This is a genomic window from Streptomyces sp. NPDC086023 (genome assembly GCF_044540325.1).
Lineage (GTDB): Bacteria > Actinomycetota > Actinomycetes > Streptomycetales > Streptomycetaceae > Streptomyces.
Window position 1 is genome coordinate 108,547 of sequence record NZ_JBITRX010000015.1, and the last position, 15,763, is coordinate 124,309.

Genomic DNA, 15,763 nt, shown 5'->3' on the forward strand with positions numbered 1-15,763 from the left:
AGGACGGTGAGGCAGATGACGACGACGATGGGCAGGCTCACGGGTACCTCCGGTCGTAGCAGCTGGAGCAGATGCTGTTCTCGGTGCACGGGCAGGGCGGGACGACGGCCTCGTCCCAGGCGTAGCCGCAGCGGCGGCAGTTGCGTTGTAGGCACTCGGTGGCTTGGTAGCCGGTCCAGCGGACGGTGCGGGCGGGGATGTACTCGGTGTGGGCGCCGGTCTGGCCGCATTTGATGCAGGTGGGCTCGTCGCCGGAGAACGGGGGCAGGCTCACGGGCGGGGCTCCTTGGGCGGGGTGGTGCCGGGACAGATGAACGGGTACGCGATGTTGTGGACGTACCGGGCGCAGGCCGGGCAGTCCTCCGCGTTCGCGCCCGCGCCGAGGTGCTGGGGGGCGGCCGCGATGCCGGCGAGCTGCCGGACGGCCTGGACGTGCGCCTGTACTGCCTCGGCGAGTTGTTCCAGGGCGGCCCCGACCTGCTTGAGCGTGTAGGTGACGCTGACGAGGCTCGGGGCGTCGGGCGGCTGGCTCACGGTCAGGACTCCTCGGGCGGGTTGAGGGACGTGCGGACGCACGTGGCGGCGCGGTCGACGCCCCTCTCGTAGTCGGTGACGGGTTCACCGAAGGAGGCGCGCGCGAGGGCCTCCATGGCGTCGCACATGGCGTGGACGCGTTCGATGGTGGCCTCGGCCTGCTCGGCGCGGGCGACGGCCGTCTTCCAGTCGCGGGCGTACATGTCGCGTTCGTCGTAGAGCCGGTGGAGCGCGGGGTCGGTGATCGTGTCGACGGTGTGCCGGCCGGGGGCGGAGGGCTGGAGGTACTTGCCGTCCGTCCAGTCGAGGGGGCAGAAGTGTCCGCCCGAGTGTCCGCAGGGGCATTGGAGGTTGACGATGTTCCCGGTCATCGGCGGTGCTTTCCGTGAGGGCGCCGGGCGCGGGCGCCGAGGTGGGCGAGGAGGGCGGTCACGCCGAGGCTGAGGAGGAACCAGCCGGCGGCGGCGAGGGCGGCGATGCGGAGGACGGTCACGCCGGGTCCAGCCAGACGATTTCGGTGGCTCCTCCGTGGCCGTGTACGGCCTCGGCGTCGGAGATCCGGTCCCAGGTGACGGTGGAGGGGCGTTCGCCCGTCCAGCGGACGGACGCGGTGCCGTCGGGCCAGAGGACGCCGTGGGCGACGATGCCGGTGCCGGAGACGCCGGAGACGTCGTGGTGGCGGAGGAGGTGGAAGCGGCGCGGTACGTCGGGCGGCTGCTCAGCGGCGGCGCGGGGGGCGGGGAAGGCGACGGAGCCGGGCGCGCGGGCGGCGCTTCGCTGGCCTGCGATGACCTCCTCCAGCATGGCCAACGGCACGAACACGGCGAGGTCGAGGGGTTCGCCGTTGCGCTGGCCGTGGATCCGGTGGACGACGACGGGGCCGTGGTCCGTGTCTGCGGGGTGGACGGTGAGGCGGTCGCCGTCGGGGTCGGTGAACTCGAAGCGGGACATGATCGTTCTCCTTGTGCGCGGGGCGCCGGGATCCGGATTCGCGGCGGCCGTCGGGGTGGGTGTGTTGGTGGTGTCTGGTGGTGCGACCCCCTCCCTCTACGTAGTAGAGGGGGGTCGCGTGAAGCTGTGCGTGAAGCGGGCGTGAAGCTGTGACCTGCGGTTTCTTGTTTTGCGTGAAGCTGCGTGAAGTTCGGCGTGAAGTGGTGCGTGAAGCTGGGTCGCGTGAAGCTGCGTGAAGTGCGCCGTGAAGCTGTGACCTGGGCGGTTCTTGATCGTCGTGAAGTGCGTGAAGCGTGCGTGAAGCGGAATTTCCTTGATCAACGTGAAGCGCGTGAAGCTTCGCGTGAAGCCCGGGATGTCCGTTTCAGTCGTCATCGCTGAGGACTCCCTGCTCGTTGTAGGTGGGGAAGTAGGCGACTGGGGATGTCCGGCTTGTGCCGGTCTTGCGGGCGACGGCGAGGCCTTGCTCGACGTACTGGTCGAGGCGCCGGCGGGCCTTCTCGATCTCCGAGGTGGTGGGTTTCGACTTCGGGTTGGGGTAGAGGTTCACGGCCAGGGCGGCGGGGGCGAGCCCGGAGGCCCCGGCGGCGCGCAGCAGGGCGAGTACGTCGACCTGGTGCCAGACCTCGGTACGCCCGGCGGGGTGGTCGTGGCGCAGCTTCCACGGCCCGCACTCGCCCGCGGGCTGCTTGAGGTGCCGCAGCGCGACGATGGGCTCTCCGGCGGCTCCCCAGAGGCTGACGACGGACCCGGCGCCCGCGGTGATCCAGGTGGAGCCGTACAGCTCGTCGAGGCTGGTGGGTTCCTTCCCGGAGTCCTTGCCGCCGCCCTGCTTGCGGTGGTGGTGCAGGCCGATGACCTCGACGCCCTCGACGAGGGTGCGCTGGATGGCGGTGTTGATGGCCTGCCCGCCTTCCTCGGAGGCCAGTTCGCCGGCCATGTCCTTGAGGGAGTCCAGGCACACGGCGTCGGCTCCTGCGGCCTGGCACAGGCGCAGCAGGATGCCGGGGTCCTTGATGAAGTCGGCCGGCGGCGGGCCGGGCCAGAACACAAGCCGCTCGTCGAGGAGGGCCCGGTCGTCGGGGCCGACCATGCGGCCCATGGAGCGGGCGGCCTGCTGCGGGCGGTCGGAGGCGAGGTACAGGAACTTGTTGAAGCGGCGGACGGGCAGGCCGAGGACGGGCCCGGGGTGGACGCCGACGCTGGCCAGGATGACCTGCTGGGCCACGGTGGTCTTCCCGACGCCGGACGGTCCGGCGATGAGGAGCGCCTCACCTTCGGCCCACAGCACCTGGTCGCCGTGGCCCCACAGGGCGGGGACGGTGTCGGGCCGGTCGAGGATGAAGCTGCCGCCAGGGGTGAGGCGGTCCGCGAAGGGGTTGGAGGCCGGGGCGGCGGCCTGCTTGAGGAACCCGGTGATCTGGGCGTGGAGTTCCTCGTCGTCGGCGCCGGTGAGGACCTGGGCGCGGAGGCTGATGGCGAGTTCCTCGACGCGGCGGACGCGGGCCTTGGCGCGGACGATCTCGGCGAAGTAGGTGGCGTGGCCGCCGCCGTTCTCGTTGGCGACGGTCCACAGGTAGTCGCCGTTGCCGACGAGGCGGAGCTGGCCGAGCTTCTCGATCTCGGCGCGCAGCGCGATGGGGCTGGTGGGGGCGTCGTTCTTGACCTGGTGGCCGAGGACTTCCCAGATGAGCCGGTTGGCGGGCTGTGAGAAGTCGCTGGTGGTGATGATGTCGGCGGCGTCTTCGTACTGCTTGGGGAAGAGCATGCACTGTGCGAGGAGTGCGCGTTCGGATGCGGGGTCGCCGATGGGAGCCCGGTTCAGGCCGTCGCCGTCCACCGTGGGGCGGGGGATGTGGTGGACGTTCTCCACGGGCGTGCTCCTCAGAAGAGAGTGGTGGGCTCGGCGGGCGGACAGCGGTGTTCGGTGACGTGGGGGTGTGGGCAGTTGGGCGGGTGGTGGCGGCCGGTCCACGTGAGGCGCGGTGTGGTGTGGGGGCTGGACCTAAGGCACCAGATGAGCCGGTTCGGTTCGCGTACGGCCGTCTGCTCGGCTCGGGTGAGGGGTGTGAGGTCGGCGGTGATGGTGAGGGCTGCGACGTGGCCGACGAGCTGGCGGAGGATGGGGGACCTGCAGCGCGGGCATCGGGAGTCGGCGGCGCCCGCGCTGCTGGCCCTGCTCATCAGGCCGGGGTGCCGTTCATGATCGGCTGCTCGATCTCCTCGCCGATCGCCGTCACCACGTCGGCGAACGCCTGGCGGAGGATGTCGCCGGGTCGCTCCAGCTTGTAGCCGATGCGCAGCTGCGTGTCCTGGAGCCGGTAGCGCAGGCGGGCGGTGAGCTTGTAGCCCTCGCTGCCCTCGAACGGGATCAGGCCGATGACGAACGTCTCGGGGATCGTCAGCTCCCCGCGCTGGCCGGCCTTCGCGGTCGTGGTCTCCACGAACTTGAACTGCCGCTCACCGGTGGAGAGGCGGGTGCCCGACTGGAAGTCGACCTTCGTGGCGGCCTGGATGGACTGGGCGATCTCCAGCATGTCGGCGGCCGACGGCTGCAGCAGTTCGGGGAGGTGGTCCTCCAGGAACTCGGCGAACTGCTCCTGGCCCATCAGCTTGCCGTCGTGCTGCAGCCACTGCGCCCACGCGTCGGTCTGGCGCAGGGACAGCATCAGCCGGTGCTCGGACCAGCGTGCGGCGTCGGTGGTGTGGGCGTCGAGGACGGCGGTGACGGTGAGCCGGTCGGCGTCGGCGTAGACCTCGGTGTCCATGTCGGCGTGCTTGGCGTGGTAGGTGGTGAAGCTTGCGGCGTCCCGCACGACGGTGGTGCCGGTCTTCCGGCCGGGCTGGCCGGTGTGCTCGGGCCCGGTCAGGTCCACCTTGTGGACGCCGTTGCGCGTGTTGAAGGCGTAGACCTTGCCGGGCTCCAGGGTCGCGGGTTCGGCGGCGAGGAGCGCGGTGTCGACGATGGTCTGTGCCTCGTTGGTGGTGGAGGCGAGTTCGGCGGTGTAGGCCATGGTCAGGCGTCCTTGAAGTCGCGGGCGGCGGGGGCGGTGCGGAACTCGATGGCGAGCTGGCGGGGGTCCTCGCGGACGGGGTTGCCCTCGTCGTCGAGGAAGTAGAGGGACTTGACCGGGGTGGGCTTGGGGGCCTTGAGCGCGGACTCGACGCCGATGGGCATGGGGGCGGAGTCGACGCCGTTGGCGGGCGGGTCGACGACGATGGTGATGGTGAGCTGGCCCTTCTTGCCGTGGGCGCGGACGGCGTCGAGCAGCTGGTGGAACTCGGTGGAGAGTTCCTCGGCGGTGCGGCCGTTGAGGTGGCCGGCGAGCCAGGCGGCGATGTCCGCGGTCTCCGTGCTGGGGCTGGTCATGCGGCGTGTGCTCCTTGGGTGGTGGCCGCGCAGGCGGCTCGGTGGGTGGTGCGGATGTGGGAGACGAGGCCCTTCACGCGGTCGCGGCCCTCGACGACCTCGCGGAACCCGCAGATCAGGCACTCGTACCGGGCGCGCGGCGGCCGGTGGTCCATGTCGATGAACAGGGCCGCGACCACGTGTTGGGCGCGCCTCACGCTGCGGTCTCCAGGTGCTGGAGCTTCCAGCGCAGGAGGCTGTCGGCGAGGTGCTCGGGCGCGACGCAGTGCGGCCGGGAGCAGCGGGCCTTGACGTGTCCGTCGGCGGGCCGGCCGTGTCCGATCTGGAACGCCAGCTGGCCGGGGGTGAAGATGCGTCCGCGGATGGTCACGCTGGTGCGGGGCGAGGTCCAGCGGACGTGGCCGTTGGCTTCCTGCTCGGTGCGGTCGAGGTAGGCGTCGATGTAGATCTGCTCGGCGTCCGCCCACTCCTTGTGGATGCGGGCGGTGAGATAGGCGCGGTCGTCGAGCTGCTCGCGGTTGATGTTGCGGAGCAGGCGGGTGCGCTGGGACTCGTCGAGCCTGCCCCACACGCCGGCGGCCTCGCGGTTGGTCAGGGCGTGTTGGGCGCAGGCCATGGCGACCGGGCAGGTGCTGCAGAGGGCCTTGGCGTCCTCGGTGGCGCGGATCGCGGGGAGCGCGCTGCCGACGGGGAAGAAGGTCTCCTTGTCGGGGACGCGGCGGCAGAGCGCGTTGTCGCGCCAGTCCTCGGCCCGGGCCGAGGTGTTGGGGGCGCGGCGTGTGTAGAGGGCGGTCACAGAGCACCTCCGAAGATTCCGATGTAAGCGGCCTTGTTCTTCTCGCGGGCGGGCCGGTCGTCGACGTGGTCGGGCGCCACGCACTGGGACATGCCGCAGGCGGGTCGGACGTAGCCGACGGGCTCGCGGCCGGTGCGGATGGTGAACGCGACGCGGTAGGCCGAGCGGATCCGGCCGGCGTAGCGAAGGACTGGTGTGCCCCGCGGGTCGATGTAGCCGGTCCACCTCAGGTGGCCGTCCTCCGCGGGTTCGGTGCGCGAGTGGAACAGCGCCTCGATGCTGGCGGCGGGCTTGACTCCGCTCTTGACCTTGGGCAGACGAAGTGCGGCGCGCGCGGCCGCGACCTTTTTGTGGTCGGTGTGCAGCTGCTTGGCGATGACGTGGTCGGCGAGTCCGGCGCGGAGCAGCTCGGCGACGTCGGCGCGGATCTGCATCACGCCACCTCCGCCATGGGGTGCTCGGGCCACGCGCACTTGGCCAGCGCGGCCCGGTTGCGCTCGGGCACCGGGGCGAGGGGCTGGCCGAGCCAGTCGTAGGCGGCGGCGAGCGCGGCGTAGGCGTCGGCCTGGTCGTAGCGGGCGGAGCCCTCGGTGTGGACGCCGTATCGGTCGGCCACGGCCGACCTCACCTCGCCCTTGGTCGCGTTGCCGCGGCCTGCGACGTACAACTTCAGCGAGGAGGGCGGGATGACGGCGTACGGGATGTGGTGCCGGTAGCAGTACCGGCGGACCAGGACGCGTAGGCCGGCGAGGTCTTCGGGGTTGCGCGGCCCCGCGTGCCCGAAGGAGGGGCCTTCCATGACGACCAGCTCGGCGGACCGGATGAACGAGACGACGGCATCCTCCAGGTAGGCCAGCCGGGCGTCCCCGCGGCTCTTCGTGCGGATGCGGTCGGTCCAGCCCTGCCCGGCCACGCCGGTGGAGGTGAGGGACAGGTCCAGGCCGATGACGAGGGGCCGGGGGCTGGCCCCGGCCGCGGCCGGGCGGGCGGTCAGCCCGGCCGCGGGGGTCTCGGTGACAGGGGCGGTCATCGGACGGCCCCCTTGATGACGTCGCGGCGGCGGTCCTGCCACTTGGCGCCGGCGTCGATGTCCGGGTGGTCGAGGCCGACGGCGTTGTCGGGGCGGGCCTCCAGGGATGCGGCGTACCGGCGGGCTGCGGCCAGTTCGGCCCGGTAGCCGGCGCAGGCCCGCAGCGCGCGGGCGAGGCGCTCGGCGGTGTCCTGCGCGGCGTAGAGGCGGGCGGCCTTGCGGGCGGCGTACGCGGCGGCGCGGGCGTCGGCCTTGGCCGCGTCGCGCTCGGCGGTGCGGAGTCGCAGGGCCCGGGTGAGGTCGGTGATCTTGCGGGACTTGGAGCCGAACATCAGGCGTCTCCGTTCTGCTGGTGCGGGATTACGGGCCACTCGCCGCGGACGACCGCGTTCGGGTCCTTGCGGCGGAAGTAGTCCTGGAGGCTGGCGGCCTGCTCGGCGGCCCACCGGGTCTGCTCCTCATGCAGCTCGGCCAAGGGCAGGGCGGCCACGGCCGGGTAGCAGGTGCCGATCCGCCAGGCGACCCGGCACGCGGCGATGGCGTCGGCGTCCGCCGTGTGCGCGTCGCCGAGCTTCACGTCGTAGTGCTCGCACAGGGCGGTGAGCTTGCGGGAGCCCTTGCGGTAGCGGTCGACCTGCTTGTCGAGGACGTACGGGTCGATGACGGGCCCGGCCGGGAGCGGGGTGTAGCCGTACCGGCGGGCCTCCCGGTCCAGGACGGTCAGGTCGTAGCGGGCGTTCATCGCCACGATGGGGACGCCGGCCGTCACGGCCTGCCCGAGGGCGCCGAGGAGTTCGTCTACGACCTCGACGAGCGGGGTGCCCTGTGTGTGGGCGATGCCGGTGGTGACGCCGTGGATGGCGGCGGCCTCGTCGGGGATCGTCTCGCCGTCGACGTCGGACAGCCACGTCGCGGAGGCGGTGGGCTGGCCGCCGCCGCACTGGACGATGCAGGCGGTGACGATGCGGGCGGTTTCGGGGTCGGGGCCGGTGGTCTCCAGGTCGAACCCGGTCAGGCGGCCGAGGTGCCAGGTCACGAGCGCACCGCCTTCAGCTTCCCGAGGAACTCCCGGAGCCGGGCCGCGCTCGCGGTCGACGGGTGCAGGCCCGAGTTCTGCTCGGCGAACTGCGCCTCCACCTGCTCGGTGGTCAGCCCCACCGCGCCAGCGGCCGCGATGATCTGGAACCACAGGTCGTCCACGTCGTCCTCGTCGACGAACTCGGCGTCGTGGACCTCCTCCGCGGCCGGCGCCGCAACCGTGGCGGTGGGCGTCGCCGCGGGGGTTTCCTTCAGCGCCTCGCCGCGGGCCGTGAGCGCCCCGGCCAACTGCTTGTCCATGTGGCCTGCGGCCACGGCCTGGCGGTACAGCTCGGCGACGGCCTCCGAGGACGTGGCGACGTTGGCGAGGGCGACATAGTCCGGGCGGCCACCGGTAATGGCCACCCGCTCCGGCCCGGCGGCGACGGCGGGGGCCGCGGTGATGTCCCCGGCCATGAGCGCGGCCGGCGTGATCTCCACGTCCAGCGTGGGCACCATGAACCGGGCCGGGCCCTCGTCGAGCTGGACGAGCTTCTCCTCCATGCCGAGCCAGCCCGGCACGTACCCGCCGGCCTGCGCCAGCAGTTCCGCCGCGGGCGGCAGGGTTACGGCGGCGTAGTAGCCCTTGGAGATCAGCAGCCACTGGCCGAGCGCGGGCACGTCCCGCAGCATGACGTTGACCCGGGTGGTGATCTTGCACTCGCGGTCGTCCGGGTTGCACATGCACGGCCGGTCCCGCTTGTGCTCGGTCACCCCGTCGCACCGGCGCTGGCACTTCGACCCGGCATACAGCTCGTACCACTGCGACACCGCGTTGGTGGGCGGGATCAGCACCGGCAGGCGGTTGGACGTGGAGTACACCTCGAACTCGGAGGGCCCGCCGTTCGCCGGCGTCCAAGGCTTCACCTCGCCGCCGTACAGCTTGGCGACCTCGGCGAGGATCTCCCGGGACGGGCTGGTGAAGCGGAAGCGGTTGAGCTTCTCCGGCCGCAGGATCGGGTTGCCGGTCTTCTTCGACACGCGGCCGGTGTTGACGGCGTGGCCGAGGCGGATCTCGCCGAGCTGCCGCATGCGGCGCTGGAGGTCGATGATGGGCATCAGGCGGCCCTCTCTTCGGGCAGGGTGAGGGCAGCGCCCACAACGGACTTGGACAGGACCCGCTTGAACTCGGCGACCTGCTGGACGTGCCGGAAGGCCGCGTACACGTCGTCGCCGCACAGCAGGGGGAGAGGCCGATAGCCCTCCGGCCGCAGGTGCAGCACGATCCCGGTGGAGTGCACGGACGGCATGGGGATCTGTGTGCCGTCCCGGAGCCAGGCGACCTCGGCGCGCCGGTAGGCGGACATCTGGAGTCCGGCCTCCGGGTACACGCCCTTCTCGTCCAGCTCGCCGCCGGTCTTGGTGTCACCGATGAACAGCGTGTCGGCGGCTACCTTCAGCAGGGCGGCGATGCGGTGGGACCGGAACAGGTAGTCGAGCTTCCCCGCCCACCCATCGGTGAAGTTCCCGACCGTCATCTCGGAGGCCTCGAACACGACCTCCCACTCGGCGACGAACTGGAGGAAGCCCTCCAGGTACGGCGCCATTTCCTGATCGGTGAGGAGCGCCTCGGGGAGTGGCTTGCCGAGGACGTGGGCCTCGATCAGGTCATGGACGGCACCGCCGATGTCGCCGCGCTCGTCCTTCTTGCGGATGTGGCCCTTGCGGAGGTGGTCGTACGCCATCTCCTTCTCGGCCGGCCGCAGGGAGGCGCGGACGAGCGCGGGAAGGGTGGCGAACGCGTCCGCGGCGGTGAGGTTCGCGGCCCAGAAGACCAGTTCGGGCTTGGGGTAGCCCTGGGACAGGATGGTGGTGACGCGGCGGAGCTTGGTGCCGGTGGCCGGGTCGCGGTACCAGCCCTGGGAGGGCTGGGGGATGCGGTCGGGCCCGGCGGCCGGGGCGGTGGCCCCGGCCGTCACGGTCTCGGTCATCAGGCGTCGCCCTCCGCCCGCTTGGGCTTCACACCGGCGGCCTGGTACCACTCGTGGAACTCGCCCGAGCCCATGCCGGGCTCGGAGCCGTCCACGGCGGCCTGCATGGCGGTGGCGGCGGTGAGGGCGAGGGTGGCGTGTACCTGCGCGGCGTGCAGGATGTCGCCCGGGTCGCCGCCGTTCTCGCGGAGGTGCTCGTCGAGGGCGAGCAGCTGCTCGGCCTCGCGGTAGTGCTCAGGGCCGGTCATGCCGCGCTCCTCTCGCTGTTGGTGGTCGGCAGGTAGGCGCGGCGGCCGCCGGTCTCGATCGGCACGAGCGCCCCGTCGGCGACCAGCGATCGCAGCGTCTTGCGGGCGCTGTTGCGGTGGCAGGAGAAAGGGCTCGCGGACAACTCCGTCTCGGCCCAGTGGGTGGTGTACGGACCGTCGCTGTGCTCGATGCGGTCGAGCAGCCAGGCCCGGCGGGTCTGCTCCATTAGGCGGCCCTCCGCTGCTTCGGCAGGACCACGCCGGCCACCGCGAGGAGCCGCTCGACCAACCGCGCCACGGCCGGTCCGTACAGCGGCACCCGGGACGACGCGCGGGCGACGAGCGCGGTCTCCAGCCGCTCCCGGTCGAGCTGGTCGGTGTCCCCCTCGGCGCGGGCGGGCGGGTTGGCCACGGCCTGGAGCAGGTCCCACAGCTCCGTGGACTCCGGGTCGATCAGGGCGTCGATCACGTCGGAGACCACGTGCGCGGTGAGGGCGCTCATGTCCAGCTCGGCCCCCGCGGGGATCCGGCGGACGTAGACGGGGATGGGCCCGGTCACGGGCGGCTGCTCAGACACTGGGCTTCTCCGCGGTCTCGTTGGTGATGGCGCTGCACTCGTCGTCGTGTCCGACGGGCCTGTTGCAGCCGGTGATGTGGCCGCTGGGGTGGCCGATCTCGCGGTTGCACCAGTAGTCGGGGAGGTCGCGGCCGAGGCGGTACGCGTGGGGCTCCGGGCCCTCGTGCGGCAGCTCGGCCGCCGGGGTCAGGGAGTACGCGATCGGGTCCTCGTCGACCGGCCGGTCCTCGACCCGCTCGGCCTCCAGCTCGGCCACCCGGGCCCGCAGCCGGACCAGCTCGGCGACCATGGCCGGCGCCCGCATCGACTCCCACAGGCCGATCACAGCCGCCATGCCGATCTCGAACGCGCCCGTGTCCCAGCGCCCGGGGGCGTAGCTGCTGGTCACGCAGCTCTCCGGCCACGCGGAGCAGTGGCACAACTCGTCGTGGTAGTGGTCGTTCAGCGCCCGGTTACCAGCGTCGGCCAGAGCCTCGACCTGCGCCTCGGTCAGATGCGCGGGCTGTACGTTGGTCAGCAGCCGCAGCCGCTCCAACTCGGCGGCCCCGCCCTCCGGGACGAGCATCCCGAGACCGTGCAGCGTCGCCGCGGCCTCCGATCCCATGTCCTCGCTGGACGCGGTCCACGCCCGCCACAGCAGGGACGCGGTGTGCGCGATCAGGGACTCACGGGCGCTCATGCCGCACGCTCCACCGGGTGCAGCTCGCCGACGACGCCCACGAGCTCGTTCTCGCGGGCCCAGGCCAGGCGCGGCACGGTGGTCGGGTCCATCTCGGCCGGGACGAACCGGCGGGAGCCGACCTCACCGTCCTCGGCCAGCCGCCACAGGCCGCCGCGGGCGTCCAGGAACAGCTGGGCCGGCTGGGCCAGGGGCACGGGGATCGTCTTGTCGAACATCGGTCGACCGGGGAGGTCGGTAGGCTGGGTGGTCATGGTGTTCCTCGATTCGTTGGGTTGAGGAATGCCGGGGTCGTTCCGGATGGCCGTCCGGGCGGCCCCTTCTGCGTTGGTCAGGCGGCGGCCGGCTGACGATCGGCCATCCAGCGGCGGACGGCCTCCAGGTCGAAGCGGCGGCCGCGCATCGCGGTCGGCTCGACCGGGCACCCGGCCTTGACCCACTCGTTGACCGTCCAGTTGGAGACCCCGTAGCGGGCCTGGAGCTGGGCGGTGGTCAGGAGCGGGGTGACGCCGACCGAGCGGAGGGTCTCGGCGCGTTCAGCGAGGGTCGCCATCAGGGCTGGACCTTTCTACTGTGTCGGTTGAAACTGAGGGCATGGAGAAGAGCCCCTGGAGCGGCTCGTCGAGGGCGGTGGCGATGAGCCAGGCGGTACGCAGGCGGCACTTGTCCGCTGCGAACTCGCCGCGGCCGGCCAGCTTGTGGACCGTCGCGGTGCTGATGCCCTGGCCCGCCACATCGACCGCCCTGGTGGCCTCCGCGAGCGTCGGGCCGGTCAGTCCGCGGCGCTTCATGGCGTCGCGGATTGGCTGGCCGTGGCCCTTGCGGAGCAGGTGGGTCATGTTCGCCTCATGCGGTTCGAGAGCTGTGCGGCGCGGTGAGCGCTGCCGTTGACACATTTCTACTGTGTCAGTGTCAGTGAGGTCAAGCATGTTGGCGTGAGTTTCAGTGAGGTTTAGGGCGCCCGCGCTTGGGTATCGCATGCTTGTTCTAATCGGTAGGCATATGCCAAACGCTCCGGCGCGTGACGGGGAGGTCACGCGCCGCGCTCGAACGCGCCATTGCTTCCACTTTCACTTGCAAAAGTAGAAGATCCGCATGCACTCTGTACTCCGTGGTGGAGTACGAGGGGCAGACCGGCGAGGATCTCGCGCAGTTGATCCAGAGGCTCAAAGACGCGTACGGCGTCAACGAGTCCGAGATCGCGCGCGCGATCGACGCTGCCCCGGCCACCGTCAACGCGTGGGTTCACCGCAAGCGCGGCGGCACCAAGGGCCCCCGGCGCGCGCTCCTGGAGCGCCTCGCCGCGGCCTACCCCCGCTTCACCCGTGAAGAGATCTTTGCAGCCGCCGGCCGTCGCACTCCGGGCAACCTGTCGGATGACACCGAGCGCGAGCTGACCGAGCTTTTCGCCGAACTCACTGCGGAGCAGCAGGAGTTGACGCTGATCCAGATGCGCGCCCTGCGGAACGCCAACCAGCAGTAAAAGATCTTCTTGGGGGCGTACAACCGTGCCCCATCTTCACGAGTCCAACATGAATGGACTTCTTCACTCCCTGTGAAGAAGCGGCCACTTTTTGCACGCAGAGTGGTCGCATATTCACCTAACTCGCGGTACCGTCGTTGCCTCAAAGCCACGTCCTCCCCCGCGGCTGACATCCCGTACTCCTGCCCACGGGGGGATTCAGCATGTGCATCCGCGTCCGCTTCACCTCGGCGCCCGCGAGTACCTACCGCCACTACGACGCAGCCACCCACACCATCACGCTCCCGGCAGCCCTGCCGGATCAACAGCGCCTGTGGGCCCTCCGGTTGGTCCTCTCCAAGTTGGCCGTGCAGCAGCCCGAGAAGGGTGCACGATGCCACTGCGGGGCGCGTATCCGACTCATGCCCCGCGTACCCGAACAGCGGAGGAGTGGGCAGGTGATGCGCCGTGGCGCGTAGAGCAACGAACAACCCGAGGCAGCTCCGGGAGAAGGGATGCGGCTGCAAGCTGTGCCTGGAGAAGTACCCGGCCGAGAAGTACGGCGAGCGCAAGTCGCGCCGTGACTGCCTCGGCTCGTGGCAGGCCCGCTACCGGGACCCGTCCGGCAAGCAGTGCGGCCCCGTGTTCCCGACCCAGAAGGAGGCCAGCGCACACCTGGACAAGGTCCGGACGCAGGTCCGCGAGGGCACGTACCAGGACCCGAAGCGCGGGGCCATCACGGTGGACGAGTGGTACGAGGTGTGGTGGCCCACGGTCAAGATCAAGTCGGTGACCACGAAGAACCGCAAGCTGTCCGCCTGGACCGTCCACGTGCAGCCCAAGTGGGGCAAGCGGAAGCTGAACAGCATCACGTGGATCCAGGTCCAGGACTGGATCACCAACGAGGTCAAGGGCCACGCCACCCAGAAGAAGGTTCTGGAGCTGCTGCGGCACATGATGGTGGCCGCTCTCCGGGACCGGCGCATCACCGTGAATCCCACCCTCGACATCGAGGTCGCACCGGCTCCGGCCAGGCACCCGGACGACATGATCCCGCCCACGGCCGAACAGTGCGCGCTCATCAGGCAGCACCTCACGGCCTACTACCGTCCTCTGGTCGTGTTCGCCGAGGAGACCGGCATGCGCTGGGGAGAGTACACGGGCCTGCGAGCCTGCAACGTCGACCTGGAGCGTTGCACGGTGAAGGTGAAGGAAGTTCTCGTGGACGACCGCGGCAAGATCCGCCGCAAGATGGCGCCCAAGAGCCGCGCCGGTTTCCGCACTGTTCCGCTCACCCCGGCGGCCGTCGAGGCCGTCAAGGCCATGATGGACAAGCACAAGCCGGCCATGACCGAGTCGTCCATCGAGGACGGCATGCATCCCGAGGAGCTGGTGTTCCGCGGGCCGCTCGCCGGCCGCACGCGGAAGGACAAGGAGGGCGTGCCCGTCGACCTGGACGCGGTGCTGACGCGGCCGAACTTCCGCCGGCATTGGATCCCCGCTATCAAGGCCGCTGGCCTGGCTCGCGTCGTGAAGAACGCAGAGACCGGGCGGAATGAGTTCTGGCCTCGGGTGCACGACCTTCGGCACACATTCGCGACGCGCCTCAAGGACGCGGGCGTGCCGGAGAAGGACGTGCAGGTGATCATGGGCCACGAGAGGGGCGGCAAGGTGACGTGGCTGTACCAGCACGCCGGCGCCGACCTCGTCGACGAGGTGCGCGCAGCGCTGGTCAGCGGCCGGCACCTGCGGGCGGTGTCGTAGCGGTGGATGCCACGGCGATGCCACATCGCTGCCACAAAACCCCCTCACTGACACTCGCGACGCCTCACCGAGACTCACTCTCACGGTGTTCGAGGCTCTACGCGGGGGCTCACCGAGCCTCACTGAGACTCATTGAGCCTGGTCAGGGCCTTACGGGTTCTTACAAAGCAGATGTCGGCGGTTCGAAACCGTCCGCGCCCACCAGTGCAGAGGCCCCCAGCCGAGATCGGCCGGGGGCCTCTGGCCGTGGTTCTCGACGGCCGGCGGCGTAGCGCGAACGCGTTCACGGCGGACGCGGCCGGGTGGCGGGCGTGGCGTCGGGATTTGTGCGGGGTCGTCGGGTGATGATGGCGCCGTGCGACTTGATCACGTGTCCTATGCGGTGGCCCGCGACAGCTTCGTCTCGACTGTCCAGTGGATCGGATCGGCTCTCGGCGCAGGGTTCGTGGACGGGGGCGTGCACCCGCGGTTCGGCACCCGCAATTTCATCCTCCCGCTGAGCGGCGGCACGTACGTCGAGGTCGTCACCACGCTCGACCACCCCGCCGCCGACCGCGCGCCCTTCGGCCAGGCGGTCGCGCGCCGCGCCGCCGAGGGCGGCGGCTGGCTCGGTTGGGTGGTCGGCGTCGACGACATCGCCCCGGTCGAGGCCCGCCTCGGCCGCACCGCGGCCGAGGGCCACCGTGTCCGCCCCGACGGGTTCGACCTGCGGTGGAAGCAGATCGGCCTGCTGGAGCTGATGGAGGACCCGCAACTGCCGTACTTCCTCCAGTGGCTGGTCCCCCTTGAGGAGCGCCCGAGCGCCGGACCGCGCACCTCCACCGCCATCCACGGGCTCTCCATCGCCGGCGACGCCGCCTCCATCGCCGAATTCCTCGGCGAGCCGGCCGACCACCCCCTCGACCAGATCGACGTCACCTGGGTCGAGGACGAGGAACCGGGCCTGGTCGCGGTCGAGTTCGCCACCGCCCACGGCCCGGTCACGATCTGACCAGGGCCGGGGTGCCCTCTGCTCCCCGGGTCACGTCCGTGGGGGCGGGTGCGGAAACTTCGGAGGAAGTGCTGAACGTGGTCGTCCGGCCGCGATTCCGGCATCCGGAACCGGCGGCGACGGGGTGGAGGCAGACGGCTGCGGGCGGTGACCTGCGGCCGTCGCGTTCGAGGTCAGAGCCGGGGTGCCGGAGATCCGGGCGGGGGCGCACGGCAGGTGTCGGCGGTTCGAGAGCGGCCGCGCTCACCCCGTGGGAGGCCTCCGGACAAGATCGGCTGTGGGCCTTTCGGGGTTCTGCGGGTCGCTTCCGGTGCGAGGTGACGAACGAGACTCTCCTGCGGACGCGCGCGGGG

At 71.0% G+C, this 15,763-nt stretch carries 27 protein-coding genes; 4 read left to right on the forward strand and 23 right to left on the reverse strand.

Translation table 11 applies throughout. The features are described 5' to 3' along the window. Window positions 1–37: 37 nt before the first annotated feature. The 5 genes from ACIF6F_RS26985 to ACIF6F_RS27005 are packed head-to-tail and all read right to left on the reverse strand — an operon-like array spanning window position 38 to window position 1,485. Window positions 38–274, reverse strand: coding sequence for a hypothetical protein (locus tag ACIF6F_RS26985; RefSeq protein ID WP_399951732.1), 237 nt, complete (start codon window positions 272–274; stop codon window positions 38–40). Next, on the reverse strand, window positions 271–534 hold the full coding sequence (locus ACIF6F_RS26990) for a hypothetical protein (protein WP_399951735.1): 264 nt from the start codon (window positions 532–534) through the stop codon (window positions 271–273). The genes ACIF6F_RS26985 and ACIF6F_RS26990 overlap by 4 nt, the downstream gene beginning before the upstream one ends. A gap of 2 nt (window positions 535–536) precedes the next feature. After that, window positions 537–905: a hypothetical protein gene (locus tag ACIF6F_RS26995; RefSeq protein ID WP_399951738.1), complete on the reverse strand. Its 369-nt coding sequence runs from the start codon at window positions 903–905 to the stop codon at window positions 537–539. Beyond that, a complete protein-coding gene (locus ACIF6F_RS27000; RefSeq protein WP_399951741.1) occupies window positions 902–1,027 on the reverse strand; it encodes a hypothetical protein in 126 nt (41 codons plus the stop codon). Before ACIF6F_RS27000 ends, ACIF6F_RS26995 begins: the two co-directional genes overlap by 4 nt. After that, window positions 1,024–1,485, reverse strand: a complete 462-nt coding sequence (locus ACIF6F_RS27005; RefSeq protein ID WP_399951744.1) for a hypothetical protein — start codon at window positions 1,483–1,485, stop codon at window positions 1,024–1,026. The genes ACIF6F_RS27000 and ACIF6F_RS27005 overlap by 4 nt, the downstream gene beginning before the upstream one ends. A gap of 183 nt (window positions 1,486–1,668) precedes the next feature. Between ACIF6F_RS27005 and ACIF6F_RS27010 the strand changes: the two genes are divergently transcribed. After that, complete coding sequence (locus ACIF6F_RS27010) at window positions 1,669–1,866, forward strand: hypothetical protein (RefSeq protein WP_399951747.1); 198 nt, start codon at window positions 1,669–1,671, stop codon at window positions 1,864–1,866. Here ACIF6F_RS27010 and ACIF6F_RS27015 read toward each other — a convergent pair. The 18 genes from ACIF6F_RS27015 to ACIF6F_RS27100 all read right to left on the reverse strand — a co-directional run bounded on the left by ACIF6F_RS27015 (window position 1,850) and on the right by ACIF6F_RS27100 (window position 12,032). Next, complete coding sequence (locus ACIF6F_RS27015) at window positions 1,850–3,358, reverse strand: DnaB-like helicase N-terminal domain-containing protein (protein WP_399951751.1); 1,509 nt, start codon at window positions 3,356–3,358, stop codon at window positions 1,850–1,852. The genes ACIF6F_RS27010 and ACIF6F_RS27015 overlap by 17 nt on opposite strands. A gap of 310 nt (window positions 3,359–3,668) precedes the next feature. Continuing rightward, window positions 3,669–4,499, reverse strand: coding sequence for a DUF2303 family protein (locus ACIF6F_RS27020; RefSeq protein ID WP_399951754.1), 831 nt, complete (start codon window positions 4,497–4,499; stop codon window positions 3,669–3,671). 2 nt (window positions 4,500–4,501) lie between these two features. Then, window positions 4,502–4,855, reverse strand: coding sequence for a hypothetical protein (locus ACIF6F_RS27025; protein ID WP_399951757.1), 354 nt, complete (start codon window positions 4,853–4,855; stop codon window positions 4,502–4,504). Next, window positions 4,852–5,052, reverse strand: a complete 201-nt coding sequence (locus ACIF6F_RS27030) for a hypothetical protein (RefSeq protein ID WP_399951759.1) — start codon at window positions 5,050–5,052, stop codon at window positions 4,852–4,854. Before ACIF6F_RS27030 ends, ACIF6F_RS27025 begins: the two co-directional genes overlap by 4 nt. Then, complete coding sequence (locus ACIF6F_RS27035; RefSeq protein WP_399951761.1) at window positions 5,049–5,651, reverse strand: WhiB family transcriptional regulator; 603 nt, start codon at window positions 5,649–5,651, stop codon at window positions 5,049–5,051. Before ACIF6F_RS27035 ends, ACIF6F_RS27030 begins: the two co-directional genes overlap by 4 nt. Next, window positions 5,648–6,085, reverse strand: coding sequence for a hypothetical protein (locus ACIF6F_RS27040; RefSeq protein WP_399951763.1), 438 nt, complete (start codon window positions 6,083–6,085; stop codon window positions 5,648–5,650). Before ACIF6F_RS27040 ends, ACIF6F_RS27035 begins: the two co-directional genes overlap by 4 nt. Continuing rightward, entirely contained in the window at window positions 6,085–6,681 is a 597-nt protein-coding gene (locus tag ACIF6F_RS27045) for a hypothetical protein (protein ID WP_399951765.1), read from the reverse strand. Before ACIF6F_RS27045 ends, ACIF6F_RS27040 begins: the two co-directional genes overlap by 1 nt. Then, on the reverse strand, window positions 6,678–7,013 hold the full coding sequence (locus ACIF6F_RS27050; protein ID WP_399951767.1) for a hypothetical protein: 336 nt from the start codon (window positions 7,011–7,013) through the stop codon (window positions 6,678–6,680). The genes ACIF6F_RS27045 and ACIF6F_RS27050 overlap by 4 nt, the downstream gene beginning before the upstream one ends. Continuing rightward, the gene (locus ACIF6F_RS27055) at window positions 7,013–7,717 is read right to left on the reverse strand and encodes a 3'-5' exonuclease (protein WP_399951769.1); all 705 of its coding nucleotides are present in this window, start codon (window positions 7,715–7,717) and stop codon (window positions 7,013–7,015) included. Before ACIF6F_RS27055 ends, ACIF6F_RS27050 begins: the two co-directional genes overlap by 1 nt. After that, a complete protein-coding gene (locus tag ACIF6F_RS27060) occupies window positions 7,714–8,817 on the reverse strand; it encodes a hypothetical protein (protein WP_399951772.1) in 1,104 nt (367 codons plus the stop codon). The genes ACIF6F_RS27055 and ACIF6F_RS27060 overlap by 4 nt, the downstream gene beginning before the upstream one ends. After that, entirely contained in the window at window positions 8,817–9,689 is an 873-nt protein-coding gene (locus ACIF6F_RS27065; RefSeq protein ID WP_399951775.1) for a hypothetical protein, read from the reverse strand. Before ACIF6F_RS27065 ends, ACIF6F_RS27060 begins: the two co-directional genes overlap by 1 nt. Further along, window positions 9,689–9,937, reverse strand: coding sequence for a hypothetical protein (locus ACIF6F_RS27070; RefSeq protein WP_399951778.1), 249 nt, complete (start codon window positions 9,935–9,937; stop codon window positions 9,689–9,691). The genes ACIF6F_RS27065 and ACIF6F_RS27070 overlap by 1 nt, the downstream gene beginning before the upstream one ends. Then, window positions 9,934–10,164 (reverse strand): hypothetical protein, encoded by a 231-nt coding sequence (locus ACIF6F_RS27075; RefSeq protein WP_399951781.1) that lies wholly within the window; start codon window positions 10,162–10,164, stop codon window positions 9,934–9,936. Before ACIF6F_RS27075 ends, ACIF6F_RS27070 begins: the two co-directional genes overlap by 4 nt. After that, window positions 10,164–10,496, reverse strand: coding sequence for a hypothetical protein (locus ACIF6F_RS27080; RefSeq protein ID WP_399951784.1), 333 nt, complete (start codon window positions 10,494–10,496; stop codon window positions 10,164–10,166). Before ACIF6F_RS27080 ends, ACIF6F_RS27075 begins: the two co-directional genes overlap by 1 nt. 10 nt (window positions 10,497–10,506) lie before the next feature. After that, a complete protein-coding gene (locus tag ACIF6F_RS27085) occupies window positions 10,507–11,193 on the reverse strand; it encodes a hypothetical protein (RefSeq protein ID WP_399951787.1) in 687 nt (228 codons plus the stop codon). Then, window positions 11,190–11,447: a hypothetical protein gene (locus ACIF6F_RS27090; protein ID WP_399951790.1), complete on the reverse strand. Its 258-nt coding sequence runs from the start codon at window positions 11,445–11,447 to the stop codon at window positions 11,190–11,192. The genes ACIF6F_RS27085 and ACIF6F_RS27090 overlap by 4 nt, the downstream gene beginning before the upstream one ends. Before the next feature lie 77 nt (window positions 11,448–11,524). Then, window positions 11,525–11,746: a hypothetical protein gene (locus ACIF6F_RS27095; protein WP_399951793.1), complete on the reverse strand. Its 222-nt coding sequence runs from the start codon at window positions 11,744–11,746 to the stop codon at window positions 11,525–11,527. After that, the gene (locus tag ACIF6F_RS27100) at window positions 11,730–12,032 is read right to left on the reverse strand and encodes an XRE family transcriptional regulator (RefSeq protein WP_399951796.1); all 303 of its coding nucleotides are present in this window, start codon (window positions 12,030–12,032) and stop codon (window positions 11,730–11,732) included. Before ACIF6F_RS27100 ends, ACIF6F_RS27095 begins: the two co-directional genes overlap by 17 nt. Window positions 12,033–12,304: 272 nt before the next feature. Here ACIF6F_RS27100 and ACIF6F_RS27105 point away from each other — a divergent pair, with 272 nt between their 5' ends. The 3 genes from ACIF6F_RS27105 to ACIF6F_RS27115 all read left to right on the forward strand — a co-directional run bounded on the left by ACIF6F_RS27105 (window position 12,305) and on the right by ACIF6F_RS27115 (window position 15,410). Then, on the forward strand, window positions 12,305–12,676 hold the full coding sequence (locus tag ACIF6F_RS27105) for an XRE family transcriptional regulator (RefSeq protein ID WP_399951799.1): 372 nt from the start codon (window positions 12,305–12,307) through the stop codon (window positions 12,674–12,676). A 447-nt stretch (window positions 12,677–13,123) separates the two neighbouring features. Further along, the gene (locus ACIF6F_RS27110) at window positions 13,124–14,419 is read left to right on the forward strand and encodes a tyrosine-type recombinase/integrase (RefSeq protein WP_399951802.1); all 1,296 of its coding nucleotides are present in this window, start codon (window positions 13,124–13,126) and stop codon (window positions 14,417–14,419) included. Between the two features lie 355 nt (window positions 14,420–14,774). Beyond that, window positions 14,775–15,410, forward strand: a complete 636-nt coding sequence (locus ACIF6F_RS27115; protein ID WP_399951805.1) for a VOC family protein — start codon at window positions 14,775–14,777, stop codon at window positions 15,408–15,410. Window positions 15,411–15,763: the final 353 nt, after the last annotated feature.

Excerpts from the sequence above, each read along its gene's own strand:
- ACIF6F_RS26995 (WP_399951738.1), bottom strand. The coding sequence starts at position 905 with ATGACCGGGAACATCGTCAACCTCCAATGCCCCTGCGGACACTCGGGC.
- ACIF6F_RS27005 (WP_399951744.1), bottom strand. The coding sequence starts at position 1,485 with ATGTCCCGCTTCGAGTTCACCGACCCCGACGGCGACCGCCTCACCGTC.
- ACIF6F_RS27020 (WP_399951754.1), bottom strand. The coding sequence starts at position 4,499 with ATGGCCTACACCGCCGAACTCGCCTCCACCACCAACGAGGCACAGACC.
- ACIF6F_RS27025 (WP_399951757.1), bottom strand. The coding sequence starts at position 4,855 with ATGACCAGCCCCAGCACGGAGACCGCGGACATCGCCGCCTGGCTCGCC.
- ACIF6F_RS27040 (WP_399951763.1), bottom strand. The coding sequence starts at position 6,085 with ATGCAGATCCGCGCCGACGTCGCCGAGCTGCTCCGCGCCGGACTCGCC.
- ACIF6F_RS27045 (WP_399951765.1), bottom strand. The coding sequence starts at position 6,681 with ATGACCGCCCCTGTCACCGAGACCCCCGCGGCCGGGCTGACCGCCCGC.
- ACIF6F_RS27050 (WP_399951767.1), bottom strand. The coding sequence starts at position 7,013 with ATGTTCGGCTCCAAGTCCCGCAAGATCACCGACCTCACCCGGGCCCTG.
- ACIF6F_RS27060 (WP_399951772.1), bottom strand. The coding sequence starts at position 8,817 with ATGCCCATCATCGACCTCCAGCGCCGCATGCGGCAGCTCGGCGAGATC.
- ACIF6F_RS27065 (WP_399951775.1), bottom strand. The coding sequence starts at position 9,689 with ATGACCGAGACCGTGACGGCCGGGGCCACCGCCCCGGCCGCCGGGCCC.
- ACIF6F_RS27070 (WP_399951778.1), bottom strand. The coding sequence starts at position 9,937 with ATGACCGGCCCTGAGCACTACCGCGAGGCCGAGCAGCTGCTCGCCCTC.
- ACIF6F_RS27075 (WP_399951781.1), bottom strand. The coding sequence starts at position 10,164 with ATGGAGCAGACCCGCCGGGCCTGGCTGCTCGACCGCATCGAGCACAGC.
- ACIF6F_RS27085 (WP_399951787.1), bottom strand. The coding sequence starts at position 11,193 with ATGAGCGCCCGTGAGTCCCTGATCGCGCACACCGCGTCCCTGCTGTGG.
- ACIF6F_RS27090 (WP_399951790.1), bottom strand. The coding sequence starts at position 11,447 with ATGACCACCCAGCCTACCGACCTCCCCGGTCGACCGATGTTCGACAAG.
- ACIF6F_RS27095 (WP_399951793.1), bottom strand. The coding sequence starts at position 11,746 with ATGGCGACCCTCGCTGAACGCGCCGAGACCCTCCGCTCGGTCGGCGTC.
- ACIF6F_RS27100 (WP_399951796.1), bottom strand. The coding sequence starts at position 12,032 with ATGACCCACCTGCTCCGCAAGGGCCACGGCCAGCCAATCCGCGACGCC.